The organism is Tepiditoga spiralis (assembly GCF_014701195.1).
GTDB lineage: Bacteria > Thermotogota > Thermotogae > Petrotogales > Petrotogaceae > Tepiditoga > Tepiditoga spiralis.
Genome location: NZ_AP018712.1, coordinates 322620 through 338215, shown reverse-complemented (window position 1 = coordinate 338215; position 15596 = coordinate 322620). Strand labels below are relative to the sequence as shown.

The 15596-nt window shown below is 23.5% G+C and carries 9 protein-coding genes; 7 read left to right on the top strand and 2 right to left on the bottom strand.

Annotated elements, in window-relative coordinates; all coding sequences use genetic code 11:
* Positions 1–7: 7 nt before the first annotated feature.
* From IGS63_RS01520 to IGS63_RS01490, 7 genes are all read left to right on the top strand, one after another.
* Positions 8–1762: a tetratricopeptide repeat protein gene (locus IGS63_RS01520; protein WP_190615288.1), complete on the top strand. Its 1755-nt coding sequence runs from the start codon at positions 8–10 to the stop codon at positions 1760–1762.
* An 11-nt stretch (positions 1763–1773) separates the two neighbouring features.
* Complete coding sequence (locus IGS63_RS01515; protein WP_190615287.1) at positions 1774–4650, top strand: hypothetical protein; 2877 nt, start codon at positions 1774–1776, stop codon at positions 4648–4650.
* Entirely contained in the window at positions 4650–5798 is a 1149-nt protein-coding gene (gene rlmD / locus IGS63_RS01510; protein ID WP_190615286.1) for a 23S rRNA (uracil(1939)-C(5))-methyltransferase RlmD, read from the top strand. Before IGS63_RS01515 ends, rlmD begins: the two co-directional genes overlap by 1 nt.
* Before the next feature lie 112 nt (positions 5799–5910).
* Complete coding sequence (locus tag IGS63_RS01505) at positions 5911–7713, top strand: AAA family ATPase (protein ID WP_190615285.1); 1803 nt, start codon at positions 5911–5913, stop codon at positions 7711–7713.
* 50 nt (positions 7714–7763) lie between these two features.
* A complete protein-coding gene (locus IGS63_RS01500) occupies positions 7764–8477 on the top strand; it encodes a TylF/MycF/NovP-related O-methyltransferase (RefSeq protein WP_190615284.1) in 714 nt (237 codons plus the stop codon).
* A 10-nt stretch (positions 8478–8487) separates the two neighbouring features.
* A complete protein-coding gene (locus IGS63_RS01495) occupies positions 8488–10035 on the top strand; it encodes a hypothetical protein (RefSeq protein WP_190615283.1) in 1548 nt (515 codons plus the stop codon).
* 61 nt (positions 10036–10096) lie between these two features.
* Positions 10097–12136 carry a purple acid phosphatase family protein gene (locus tag IGS63_RS01490; RefSeq protein WP_190615282.1) on the top strand — a complete coding sequence of 680 codons (2040 nt, stop codon included), beginning with the start codon at positions 10097–10099 and terminating at the stop codon, positions 12134–12136.
* Positions 12137–12432: 296 nt separating this feature from the next.
* Here the strand turns inward: IGS63_RS01490 and IGS63_RS01485 are convergent, their stop codons facing one another.
* A complete protein-coding gene (locus IGS63_RS01485; protein WP_232521336.1) occupies positions 12433–13560 on the bottom strand; it encodes a S8 family peptidase in 1128 nt (375 codons plus the stop codon).
* A gap of 488 nt (positions 13561–14048) precedes the next feature.
* Positions 14049–15581 (bottom strand): sensor domain-containing diguanylate cyclase, encoded by a 1533-nt coding sequence (locus IGS63_RS01480; RefSeq protein ID WP_190615281.1) that lies wholly within the window; start codon positions 15579–15581, stop codon positions 14049–14051.
* Positions 15582–15596: the final 15 nt, after the last annotated feature.

The following is a 15596-nucleotide window of genomic DNA, read 5'->3' as shown; positions in this document are numbered from 1 at the left end:
GGTGCACATGAAACCAAAATATTCAATAATATATATAGATTTAAAACCAGATTATGCTAAATTACATAATTTACCAATAAAATTACCAGTTTTACTTGAAGATTTTCAAAAAGCAAGTAAAACAAACAAACTACCTTTAGATATAATATTAAGGGGACTTGAGGCTGCAAACGAAGTTTCAAAAGATGATTATTATAGATCATATTTAGTTTTTTATTATTTTGAAGCTTTTAAAATGAATCTTGAAAAAGATTTAACTTTGGCAAAAAAATATCTTGAAAAAGCAAAAGAAACTTCTTATGATTATAGATATCATTTTTATAACGCTTTGTATTTGAAAAAAATAAAGGAAGTTGAACTTTCTGAATTTGAATTTAAACAATCAATTTCAATGAATGGTAACTTTGCTTATTCTTACTATGAACTTGGCAATTTAATGTTTGAAAGAAAAATTTACGATGAAGCGTTTGAATATTATCAAAAAGCAATAGATGTGAATAGAGAATTTGTTCTACCTAATTTGAAGATAGCGGATGTTTATGCCGAAAATGGTAGATTTACTGAAGCGCTTGAATATTTAAAAAAATGCTTAGATATGGATAAGAATTTTATACCAGCTTATCAAAGAATTGGGGTTATTTTTAATCAAATACAAAGATTTATTGATTCTGTGAATTTTCATGAAAAAGCTCTTAAATTAGATTCAAAAAACTTTGAACTATATTATAATTATGCTTATGCACTTTCAAAATTGGGAAGACATAGAGATGCTATTAAAGCCCTTGAAAAAGCTGCTGAGTTAAATAAAAAAGATTATATATTTCATGAATTATCTTTAGAATATAAAAATATTGGTGAATATATTTTAGCTTTTGAAACCGAAAAGAAAGCTTTTGAACTTGCAACTGATAAAAACAAAGAATTAATAAGGATTACATTATTAAAGTTATCAACTATAATGGAAGATGAAGAATTATTTTTTAAACTCTATAATGAAAATGAAGATTTGAAAAATAATTATAAAACATTTAAAATGATTTTTGAACTTTCTTCTGGAAATATTGAAGAGGCAATAAAAGATTTATCATTTTTAAATACAGAAGGTTTATTTTTATCTTTACCTTATAGATTACAAAATATAGAACAATTTGTAGAAAAGTTAGAAAAAAATGTAAATAAAGATATTGAAAAATCTATATTTGAAAGCTTCAATGAAGAAGGTATATTAATACCAGAACTTTTAGCAGAAAAACTAAAAGAAAATAAATTTAATGGAACACATATAGGATGGTTAAAAGAAAAAAATACTGATTCAAAAATGATGCCAAATGGTTTAGAAATAATAACAAACTCATTGCTTTTATCGGGATTTAACTATGGATTATCTGAAAGAATTTCAACTGTATTGTCTAAATATTTATGGAAGGATGGACTTGGAATTGCTTTTGGAAGAATTTTGTTGAGAATTTATCAAGATAGAATATTTGGAGAAAATTCTACTGTTGAAGTTTTTGTTCAAAATACTATTGAAGAAATTAAAGACTTAAGCTTTAAATTTGCTAAAGTACTTTCTGAATACGAAAGTTATTTTATGGACTTTGATACTTTATTAGAAATAAAAATTAAAAGTTTTGAAGATGCTTTAAAGGTTTTAATTTCTGGTATGACATTGAATTTGAGCTTACAAGAAATATTAGACTCTGAATTTAATGATGATAAAATAAAAGAATTACTTAGATTTTTAGTCGTAATAGACTTTTAGGAGTGTTTTATATGAAAAAGTTAGGGTTAATACTTTTTGTATTGTTTTCTACCTTTATATATGGAGTATCTATACAAGTAATTTCTCCAAAAAATAATGATAAAAATGTTGATATAAAAAGTATATTTAGATGGAATATAGATGAAAAATTAGATATCAAGTACGATTTATTTTTATCAAAAGATATTTCTGATTTAAATAAAAACATTAAGCTTGAAAAGACTTATTCTAACTTTTATGCAGGAGATGTTTTAGAACCTAATACAACATATTATTGGAAAGTAATTGGTTACTATGAAGATAATAAAATTGAAAGTAATATTTTTAAGTTTAAAACAAGAAACTTGAAAAAAGGAGATATTTCTTGGATTTTTTTTGGAAATTATAAAAATGTTTTTAAAATAAAAGACATGTTTATAGGAATTAAAGAGACTTCAATTGATATAATAAAAGATAAAAATGTAATTTTTACAAAAAAATATAAAGATAAAATTATTGATGTTTCAATAAAAGATAAAATATATGTACTATTCAATAATACTTTTTCTATATTAGATTTTAAATTAAATGAAGAATTATTAAAAAAATTCAATGATACTTTTATAAAAATTCAAGATAATTTTATTTTATCTAAAAATGGAATATATCAAATATATGATGATAACATTGAAAAAATATCTGATTTAAATGCAAAAAAAATTATAAAGGTAAAAGATAAAATATATGTATTTACAGAAAATTACTGTTATCTTTTAAAAAATAACATTAAAAAAAATGTTTATAATTTAAATGGCAAATATGTAGATTCTTTAAAATTATTTCAAAATAATAATATATTGGTAATGACGAATAATGGATTGACTTTATATAATCCAAACTTTGAAATAATTTCTAAATATGATTTTCAAATTAAATATGATTCTTTAAAAAGAAAAATTTTTGATTTTTTAGGAACTTCAGTAATAATATCTGGAGATAGAACATTGATATTTTTTGATTCTAATTTGCAAATACAAAGTTCTAAAACTTTAAATCAAAAAATAGATTACTTTGTTCCAATAAATAAAAAAGAGTATATAGTGTTTGGTGAAAGTATAAAGTCTTATGATATATCTGGAAAAACACTTTGGTACTATGGATCTATTAATTCTTTAAAAATAGTATCAAAACCAAGAGTTTATAAAAATTCTGTTCTTGTTGGTATAAAAGATTATGTAACAAAGTACATTGAATTTTATGATTTCTTTGACTACATAAAAGATGTAGATAGTGATTTAAAAATCAGCATTCCAACAGATACCACAAAAAATAGTTCAAATACAAATGTTTCAACTAAAATTACATTAAATAGCTCAACTACTAATATTTCAACAGATACCACAAAAAATAGTTCAAATACAAATGTTTCAACTAAAATTACATTAAATAGTTCAATCACTAACATTTCAACAGATACTATAAAAACATCAGAATTATCAACTCAAACGATAAACAAAGTAATTAACACTTTAAAGAATAATAAAGAAATAAATAAAACAATAATTTATGCAAATAAACTATTAAAATCTTTATTTGAAAATAATAAAATAAAGATACAAACAAATTTAAAAGAAAACATAAACACAAGAAAATTTAATTTAGAAATAAACTCATCAAAGATAAAAAAGTTTGTAATGTTGTTAGAAACAAAAGATTCTTCTTTAACAACAATTGTGGGAACAACTACAACCCTTAATTTAGATGAAGAAAAAACTTATACCTTAAAGTTAAAACCTTTAAAGTATAAAAAATTTATTTATGTTAAAACCTTTAAAACAACTTTTTTTAACATTGTAAAAGAATTTATAAAACCATATGATCAATATTCTTATGGAGCAATTGCTGATAATGATAATTTTTATATGTATGGATATGAAGAAAAAAATGATTGGAATGCAAAGTTATGGATATTTAATAAATATTTAGAACCTAAAAAAGAAATGACTTTTGGTGGTCCAAAAACAGAATTTTTTAAAGATGCAATTATAACTCACGATTCTACTGTATCAACAAATATAATATTGGTTGGAGATACAACATCAGTTGGATTAAATGGAAATGCTTATATGGTAAATACTACAACAGATGGTACTGTAAATTATGAAACAAATTATGGAGATATCGGAAGAGATAGTGGAATTATTGTAAAAAATATAGATGAAAATAATTATATTATGGGAGGAAATATTTTTGTAAATAATAGATTATCAGATATTTTCTTAACCAAATATACAAATGAAGGTACAAGAATTTGGATAAACACTTTTGGAGGAAAGAGTATAGAAATATTAACTGATGTCCTTCCAACTAAAGATAACGGATTTTTAGTAGTAGGAATGACGAAATCATTTGGATATGGTGGATATGATGTTTATGGAATAAAATTGAATTATTATGGAAAAGAAGTATGGTCTAATACTTACGGAGATTCAAATGATGATAAACCAGTTGGATTTTTCAAGTATAAAAATACAATATATATTTTTTATGAAAATTATTCTGATACAGTAAATCATTGTTATGTAAAAATAAGTTCAAAAAATGGATTTGGAAGTTCTGTAAGAATAAAATCAAATTATAATGAAAAGATAAACGGTATAAAAAATATAGATGGAACTATATATTTATATGGGTATAGAGAAGAAAATAATATGAAAAACGGTATAATTTATACGCTTAACGTAAATGAAGGTACCTTATCTTTGGTAAAAAAATACGAAAATTTTGAAATAACAAGTTTATCAAAAATGAATACTTCTTTTTATATAAGTGGAAATACTTTAAAAAATAATTCAATGAATTTAAAAATACTTAAAGTTAATACTATAAAAGATGAGGTGGATAATTAATGGATTTATGTTCAGCATATGGAAGATGTGGTGCTTGTTCAAAACTTGATATAGATTATGAAAATCAATTAAAGGAAAAAGAGGATAAAGTATTAAAAATATTTGAAAATTTAAAGCTATCTCCAAAAAGATACCATGGAATAATTGGTTCTCCAGAAATATATGCTTATAGGAATAAAATGGAGTATACTTTTGGAAATGAAGCAAAGGATGCACCACTTATTGTTGGTTTTAGAGGTAGGAAAAAAAAGTTCGATGTTTTTTATACACCAGATTGTAAACTTGTTGATGATGACTTTAATAAGATAGTTGTTTGTACAAAAGAATTTTTTTCTTCAAGAGATTATACTTTCAGAAATTATAGAAAACATACAGGATATTTAAGGCATTTATCTGTAAGAAAAGGTATAAATACAAATGAAATATTGATAAATATAGCAACTGATTTTACCGATGAAAATGATGGCGATATACAATTATGGGCAGAAGAATTAAAAAATTTAAAATTAAATGGAAAGATAGTATCCATTTTGCACAGTAAAACAACCTCAAAAGGAAATGTTTTAAAAGCTGATAAACTTGAAGTAATCTTTGGAGATATGTTTTTTCATGAAAAGGTTCTTGATTTAAGTTTTAAGGTTGGACCATTTTCATTCTTTCAAACGAATACGCATGGGGCTGAAGTATTGTATTCAACAGCTATGAAATACGTTGAAAATGCAGATGTTGCTTATGACTTGTATTCTGGAACGGGAACAATAGCTTCATTATTATCAAAGTATGTAAAAAAAGTGTATGCAGTTGAATTAGTTGAAGAAGCAGTTAAAATGGCAAAATTAAATGCTGAAATGAATAATATAAACAATGTTGAGTTTTTATGTGGAGATGTTAAAGACAAAATAAAAGAACTTCCAAAACCAGATTTTGTTGTTTTTGATCCACCACGTGCAGGACTCAATCCAAAGGTTATTTCATTTATAAAAAGACAATCGTTTAAAAAAATAATATATGTATCTTGTAATCCAGAAACCTTAGCACAAGATTTAAAAGCTTTAGAAAATTTTTATTCAATAGAAGATTTACACATAGTAGACATGTTTCCACACACTCCTCATGTGGAATCAGTTTGTTTGTTGGTGAAGAAATAAATAAAAAAATATAATAAATTCTAAAAAAAACAGGATGAAATCCTGTTTTTTATATTTTAAAGTAATTTTGATATAATAAAATATAAAGAATTAGAATTGAGGAGATGATTCTATGAAACGATTGCCAATAGGACAAAGTGATTTTAAAACTATAATAGAAGAAGATATGTATTTTGTAGATAAAAGTTTGTTAATCAAAGAAGTTATTGAAAGTGGGAATGTTTTATTAATAACAAGACCAAGAAGGTTTGGGAAAACTCTCAGTCAATCTATGATGAAGTACTTTTTTGATATTACTCAAAATAACGATTACCTCTTTAAAAACTTAAAGATATACAAAGAAAAGAACATAATAGAAAAACATTTGAACAAACATCCTGTTATATACATCACCTTTAAAGATTTAAAATCTAACAACTTAAAAAAGATGCATGATTTATTAATTTCTGAACTTTCAACTTTGTACATTGATCATAAGTATGTTTTAGATGTTTTAGATAATGAAGAAAAAATTATATATGATAAAATAATGGATAGAGAAGCTTTAGATGCAGATTATGAAAACTCTATAAGAAACTTATCAAAGTACATGGAAAGATACTATGGTAAAAAGGTAATAATATTAATAGATGAATGTGATATTCCTATAAAACAAGCATATTTGTATGGATACTATGATGAAATAACTCCTTTAATTGGAAACTTATTTTCCTCTGCGTTAAAAGATAACGTATACCTTGAAAAAGCAGTGTTAACAGGTATAACTGGTGTAACAAAAGGAAGTATATTTTCTGGATTAAATAATATTGAAGTTTCAATCGTACTGAGTAATTTATTAAATGATAAGTATGGATTTACAAAAGAAGAAGTTGAAGAAACACTTAAGTATTATGAGCTTGAATATGAAGAAAAAGAAGTTATAGATTGGTACAATGGTTATAACTTTGGCGGTGTTGAAATTTACAATCCTTTTTCTATAATAAATTTAGTAGATGAAAAAAAGATAGGTCTGTATTGGATGAATACGAGTGGAAATTATTTAATAAGAAAGTTAATAAAAGAAGGAAGTGCTGAATTAAAAGATAAAATAGAAAAATTAATAAATGGTGAAGAAATTGAAAGTAAAATAAATGAAACTATGGTTTATGGTGATTTATACTTAAATTCAAATGAATCAATATGGACATTATTTTTATTTAGTGGTTACTTAAAATGGATTAAAGAAACAAAAGAAGGTTATAGAAGATACACACTTGCTATTCCAAATAAAGAAGTAAGAATGTTTTATGAAGATACAGTATTATTAATGCTTGAAGAAGGAAATATACAATTAGATAACATACTAATAAACTTAATAAATGGACATATAGAAGAGTTTAAAGAAGACTTTCAAAAACTAACTATGAACACATTGAGTTACTTTGATGTTAGCGGAGAAGAACCAGAAAGGTTCTATCATGGACTGATACTTGGAATGAGCGTTGGTTTGAAAGAAAAGTATATAATAAAGAGTAATAGAGAAACAGGACTTGGAAGAGCAGATGTTGTTTTAATACCAAAAGATAAAACAGATAAAGGAATAATAATAGAGTTTAAAAAGTTCTATAAAAATGAAAAAACACTATTAAATAGTGCTCAAAATGGATTAAAACAGATAAATGAAAAGAAATATGAAGAAGAGATAAAAAGTTATGGAATAAATGACATAATAAAAGTTTCAATAGCTTTTGATAAAAAAGAAGTTGAAATTGTTAGTAATTTAGATAAAGAAGAAAATAATGAAAGAAAAGATTTAGAGTATGAATTAAAGTTAAAATCTATAGAAACAGCAAAAAAATTAAAAGAAATGGGATTAACAAAAGAACAAATAATTCAAGTGACTGGTTTGTCAATGGAAGAAATAGAAAATTTATAAAATATAAAATTAAATTAATAAAAAATAAAATATTGTTGAGTAGGTGAATTATGACTTTAGATGATCTTTTTTTTAAGTATAAAGCAAATATAACTAAAAAATTTGATAACTTTCCTAAGTATACAAGAAGACAAACTTTAGCACGTTTTCTTGCAAGATATGAATTGTTTAAAAAAATTCAAAATGTAAAAGGTAATATAGTGGAATGTGGTGTTTATCATGGTGGTGGAGTAATGAGTTGGGCAAAATTTTCTACTATTTTTGAACCATATGCATTGTATAGAAAGGTAATTGGATTTGATACTTTTGAAGGATTTCCAAGTATTCATGAAAATGATAAAGTTAGAGAAGATATAAAAAATAAAAATTTAAAACCCAAGGGATTAAAGCCGAATTATGATGTTTATGAAGAAATGAATGAATTAATGGAACTTTATAATATGAATAGATATTTAAGTAACTTTCCAAAGGTTGAATTAATTAAAGGTGATGCAATAAAAACTATACCAGAGTATGTTGAGAATAATAAACATTTAGTTATTTCTTTATTGTACCTTGATTTTGATTTATATGAACCAACAAAGATAGCGTTAGAATATTTGTTTCCAAGAGTAGTAAAGGGTGGGATAGTTGTTTTTGATGAAACAAATAATAATTTATGGCCAGGTGAAACTGTTGCAATAATGGAAAAGTTTGGCTCATTTAATAATTTAAAGGTACAAAAATTTGATTTTGAACCTAAATTATCTTATGTAATTTTGTAAAGGAGAAAAAATGGAAAAAAGAGATTATAGATTTTTGGAAATGGTATCAAAGTATGGTTCTTATTCAAAACCATTAATAAATTATACTAAAAAAACGACAAAAAATGAGAATATTTTATTTTATATAAGAGCTTTAGAATTAAAAAATGATGATGAGTTTAAAAATTTTATTATAAAAGCTTTAGATTTATGTAATGATAAGAATGTTAAATATTTATTGTTGGGAGAGTATTTATTTTATTTAAAAAAAGTAAATGTTAAAAAAGCTTCTATATTATATCAAAGATTAAAGTCTGAAATGCATAAAATACCTCCACTTTCAAGGAATACTTTGGTTGGAGGTTTTTTTAGTTTTGAGGCATCTATTGAAACTTCAAAAACTATTAGATTATGGGGTAAAAGTTATACTTTAGATGAATCTTCTTATATTTTTATAAATATAGGAAGAGCTAGAAAATTAACTTCTGAAAATAAAATAAAAAAAGCAATATCTACATATTTAAAGATGTTAAAAACATCTGTTAAAATTCCACATGTTAGTGCAATTTTAATAATTTTGAATAATGTTTCATGGTATTTAGCTTATGATCATCCCAAAATTTCGTATAAGTTTGTAAATTATTTAATGTATTATATAGGATATTATATTGAAAGTTTTAAAGATATAGAAATGTATATAGATACGTATATTCATGTTTTAAAACACAATAATGAAAATAAATTTTTTTATTTAACTTCATTTGTTTATGAAATAGATGAAGTTTTTTATAAAAAATATATTAATGAAAATTATTATTCTTTAAATACATCGTCTTATAAAAATAATAGTACTTTAAAAAATTTTATTAAAAATAATATAAAAAATATACATAATGCTTATAAAAAAACAGGAATTTCAAATAAAACTTTTTATTCTATACTGGATAATAAAACAGAAAAAATAAATTCAAAAACATTACAAAAATTAATTTTGAGTTTAAATATAAAATATAATAATAATCTTCCATTTGAAATTATAAATGAATTAAAGAAATTAAATATAAAGAATTATAAGTTAAAATTAAATTTTGATAATACTTTTATTATAAAAGTATTATCAAATTATATGTCAAAGGAAAATAGAAAGAAAAATTATCCTTTTATAAGTAAAAATATAAAAAATATAATAAATGACATTTTAAATAATAATATTGAATTAATTCAAGAAAATCTAAAATTAAAATTATTTATAATAGAGTCTATAGAAAACTCTCATTGTATATATGAAGGAAGAAAAAAGTTAGCAAAAATATTTCTCTATTCTTTAAAAGATGATAAATTAAAAAAATTTATAAATAATTATTTAGAATTAAAAGAAAAAGATAAAAAAATAATGGATATTTTTATTAGGAATTATTCAAGATATTTAAAAAATTCTTTTAGTATTGAAACAAATAAATATTTAGATGAATTTTGTAAAACTTTTAAATTAAAAAAGAAAACTGCTATTACAGCTTTTTGGTGTTTTAATGAAAATGATCAAAAAAAATTTTTAAGAATTATAAAAAAGTTTGATTAAAATTTTTATTTTTTTTTAAAATATAGTATAATTATATATTAATTCGAAAGGGGTGTTTGAAGTGAAAAAAATATTTTTATTGTTTACAATGATGTTATTATTCATTAATGTTTTTTCAATGGTAAAAGTTGTAGATAAAAATTTGAAGTTATATGGATCAACAGACGCAAATAAAGGTGATATTCTTGTAGAAAATGATGAAGTTGGTTTTATTGTTGGCGGTTTAAATAATAAAAATTCAGGTAGAATTATTGATGTATTTTCACAAAAGTATAAGTACGATACTTTAGATGTGATGAGATATTTTATATCTGGAGAAACATTAAAAAATACAGATTTAAAGTTTATAAATAATGGAGTTGCTTTAACACAACTCGGTTCAAAATATTCCATTGAAACAACTTATACGTTAAATAAAAACACAATTTTTGTTGTTTCTAAAATTAAAAATATTTCTAAAAAACAACAATTTTTAAAGTTTACAGATATTTTAGATTATACTTCTTCTATGCCTTACTTTGTATCTAAAAAGTTTAATGGTAAAAATAACTTTATGATTCAAGAGAATAATGTTGCTTTATATTATGATTCTTATAATTCAACTAAGATATTTAAAATAATAAATATAAAAAATACAACTGCAATAACTCCAAAATATCAAAAGCTAAAACCAAATGAAACAACAACAATTTCAAGATTTATTAAGATTGATAAAAGTATATCAAATTTTCAAAAAGAATTATTGAATGAAAGTAAAACTTATACAGTCAGTATAAAATTGAGGAATACAATTCCTGCAAGAGATATTTTAACAGAAGTAGTAGATTTTAAAGGGAATATAATTTCAACTGGATATACAAATGAAAATGGAGATGTATCGTTTAATCTTCCTAAAGATAATTATTATGTAATGCCAGTTTTTGGAACTTTAAACTTTGAAAAGATTTCGTTAAATGAAAAAACATCTTTAAATATAAATATAAAAAAAGAAAATGAATTTTTATATAAACCATTTTTAACTGCGAAAAACACAGATGGAGTTATAGTTAATTTCAAACTTTTATATCCAGATCTTGCAACTGTAGTTGTTTATGATAATCAAAAAGAAGTTGGAAGATATAAAACAAATTATACTACAAATGTGCATCATATAAGAATAACTGGTTTAAAACCAAATAAAAAATATGAATATATGGTATTTGTTGGAAATAAATATACAAAACCTCTTGAAAGTTCAATTTATTATTTTAAAACTTTTAGTGAAAAACCACAAAAATTTGTTTTTGATGTTTATGGAGATACTAGGAGTTATGAAAAAAAACATAAAGAAGTTGTTATTTCAATGTCAAAAACAAATCCGGATTTTGTTATAAATACTGGAGATTTAGTTGAAAAAGGTAATTATGAAAAAGATTGGATAAAGTTTTTTTGGGCATTAGAACCTTTAGCTCCTTATACGGCTTATTATCCAACTCTTGGAAATCATGAATATAACAATATTTTTTATTATAGAGCATTTGATTTACCAAATGGTGGAGGAGATTATAATAGAAGATGGTATTCATTTGATTATGGAAGTGTTCATTTTACCATGATTGATTCAAATATTTCACCTAATGATACGGCTTTTAAAGCTCAAATTAATTGGTTGAAAAATGATTTGAATTCAACAAATAAAACTTTTAAAATTGTATTTTTTCATCACCCATTCTGGACAACGTCTCAACAATATGGACCTATGGCAGAAAATAAAGAAGATGGAAATGAATTAATAAAGTATTGGATGCCAATATTTAAACAATATGAGGTTGATGCTGTAATGAATGGTCATATACATGCTTATGAAAGATATGAAAAAGATGGAATAGTGTTTATTACAACTGGAGGTGGAGGAGCTCCTTTAGATACAATTCATACTGCTACACCTTTACCATGGATAAAAAAAGATATAATAGATTATACTCATTTTGTACAAGTTGAAGCTACATCAAATACATTAAGTTTTACTGTAAAGGCCGTATCTCAACTTTTAGATGCTGATAAACTTGTTTATAAAAATGTTGAGGGGAAAATATTGGATGAATTTAAAATAAAAAAATAAAAAACAACCTTCAAACCATTGGTTTGAAGGTTGTTTTTTGGGGAGTATATATTTATGAAAAAAGTAATCGGTATATATTTTTTATAGTTCTAATTGATTAACTGTTTTTGGAATATCATTATTTGATAAGTTTAAATCTTTTACATTAGAAACTCCAGCAATTATAGCAAGTGCCATAATAAACATTAAAGTTTTTTTCATGTAATCACCTCCAAGTTACTTAAATAATACTCTTTGGAACTTAAAAGAAACTTAAAAAAAGACGTGAATATAAAATATTCACGTCTCCCGGAGTTTTAAGGTTTTATAGTTGCCGTCAAATTAACATTATAATTTTGGTTTGCTTTGAAATTGTAACTTCCATCATATCCCCAATAATCTCCTGAATCTATTTTTCCATTATTATTATTATCTTGCCATACACATACATAAGATGTATAACCTGTTTGAACTTCATTTAATTGATAATGACCGTTTACAACTTCTTGTGTATCACTTATTACTACATAACCACCTTGCCAATAATCATAACCTAAAACAAAAGCTTTTAATTTAGCTGTTGTTGGTGGTGTGCTACCTCCACCATTTCCACCATTTCCATTATCATTATATGTAAGAGCATTATAAGCATTAATTAAACCTGCGCCATAGTAATTATCATATCCAGTATCTCCTAAATCAGTTGCACTATTTCTTAGTACATTTCTAATATCTTCTGGATTTTTTATACCGTGAGCGTATAATAAAGCTGCTACTCCAGCTACGTGTGGTGATGCCATTGATGTACCTTGCATGAAAACATATGTGTCTCCAGTATCTGGTTTCCAAGTTGTACTTAAAACACCATCAGCATAGCCATCATTATTTTGATCAACTTGTGTATCTCCACCTGGAGCAACAACATCTAATTCTGGTCCATAATTTGAATACCATGCTCTTTTTAAATCATATCTTACAGAACCAACAGCTATAGTTTCAGGGTATTTTGCTGGATAAGAAATTGATCCATTGTCATTACCTGAAGCAGTAACTATTGTTACACCTTTATCATGAGCATACTTAACTGCATCTGCTAATGTTTGAGCGTTAGCTCCTCCACCAAGACTCATATTTATTATGTTTGCACCATGATCTGCAGCATATCTAATACCTAAAGCAACATTGTCAAGCGAACCTGAACCATCTGCACCTAAAACTCTTATAGGCATTATTTTTATTCCGTAACCACCCCAAGCTACACCTGATACACCATTTGAATTGTTTGTAAGAGCTGCTATAGTACCTGTTACATGAGTACCATGACTTTCATCTTTTGCAGGATCAGTAGGATCAGAGTCATTATCAACAAAATCATGACCAGTTACAAATATTCCTTTAAGATCAGGGTGTGTTAAACTAACTCCAGTATCTACTACTGCAACTATGACATTTTCACCTTTTGAAATCTCCCATGCTTTTGGAAGATCTATTGTGTTGTAATGCCATTGATATGTATAATAAGAATCATTTGGAGTTACTGAAAAAGCTTTATATACATAGTTTGGTTCTATATATTCAATATTTGAATTATTTTTTAAGCTTTTTACAGTTTGTTCATCTGCTTTTATAACAGAGAGTTTATAGCTGTTGTCTAATTTGTTTGTTTTTAAAACTTCTACATTTAAACCTCTTGTTTGTGGAAAAGAATTTTTATATTTTACAACATATTCACCTTTAATCCAATCTTTTCCAGCATAAGAATTTAACTTAGTTGAAACTTCAAAATTTTTTAAAGATAATGATATTTAATTTATAAAACTATTTTAAATAAAAGATTTTATGCTTTTTCAAAAAAATAATATTTTTATTTTTTTGAAAAAACTACACAAAAAATAAATTTAAGCTTATATTTAAAAGAATATATAAAAAATAATTAGAGTTTATTTTGATTGCTTTTTAATCTTTTTTTATCTTCATACATTTTTTGGTCAGCTATTTTTATTAATTCATTAATATTCATTTTATTTTGATATTCTTCTATACCATGAGCAACGACAACTTTAAATTTTTTTTCATTGGTTGAATTTATTTCTTCAAACTTTTTGTTTATTCTATTCCAAATTTTTTCAGCATTTTCTTTATCACATTTTGGAAATAAAATTAAAAATTCATCTCCACCAATTCTTCCTACTATATCTACTTCACGAACAGTTTCTTTAAGTATTCTTGCAACTGTTTTTATTAAATCATCACCATAATCATGACCAAGAGTATCATTTACTTTTTTTAAATTATTAACATCGGCAAAACAAACACAAAATTTATTATGTTCTCTATTAGATAATTTTATTAATTCATTTAAAAAATTCATTACAATTCTTCTATTGTATAAATGAGTAAGTTCATCATATGTTGCATATTCTTTTATTAATTCTTCATTGTATAATTTTTGATAATTATACCTTGTTATAATATATGAAACAATAAGTATTATTATTATCATAAATATATATAATATTAAGGTATTAAAAAATAAATTATTACTTATTTTTTTATAATCATCATTTTTTATGTATGAAACAACTTTCCATGTTGTTTTATTTTTTATATTTGAAAATAATTTTAAATCTATTGTATTAAATACATAGATTATATTTTTAAATTTTATAGTTCCACTTTTTTTTGAAAAAACTTCTTTTGAAACTTCTGGATAATAGTTTTTAAATGTTTTATCTTTTTCTCCAAACATAAATCCCCATTCATCTTCTTTATTTGGAGTTATTAAAAAGTATCCATCTTCATCTAATAAATACATTCTTTTTCTTATATTTTTAAATTCTTCTATAAAATTATTTCCAATATAGTTTAAAACTATGTAACCAATTTTTTCTCCATCATAATAATATGGTTGTAAAAATCTTATTGTTGGTTTATAAGGTACTTCAATTTCTTTTTTTTCAACATTCAAATCAAAATAAGAAACATAAATTTCATCTTTTTTTATATATTTCATATCTTTAAAATAATATCTATGAGATTTGTTTTGTAGCTCATCTTTTTTTAAAACTTTTATGTTTCCATTATTATAATTAACTCTCATTTGTTCGTTTCCATTTAAATCGATAAATCTTATTTGATCATAAACCTTTTTATACTTTGAAAAATTAATGATTTCTAATTGTGAATTTTTTAAAGAAGAAATATTTTTATTGAGATAAGATGCTCTATAAGGAATTTCACTATAAGATAAAAAATTTAAGTCTTTTGTTAAATCTTCCATAAAAACTTTTATAAATTCATTTTGAAGTGAAATTTTATTTTTTTCATTTTCTAATAGTATATTAATATAATTATTCATACGAACTTTGTATGTGAAAAACACTATAAATGAAAGTATAATTGAAGATAATATAAATATTTCAAAAAATAATTTTAAACTTTTCTTTTTAATTTGTTTTTTATACATAGATTGACCTCCCAT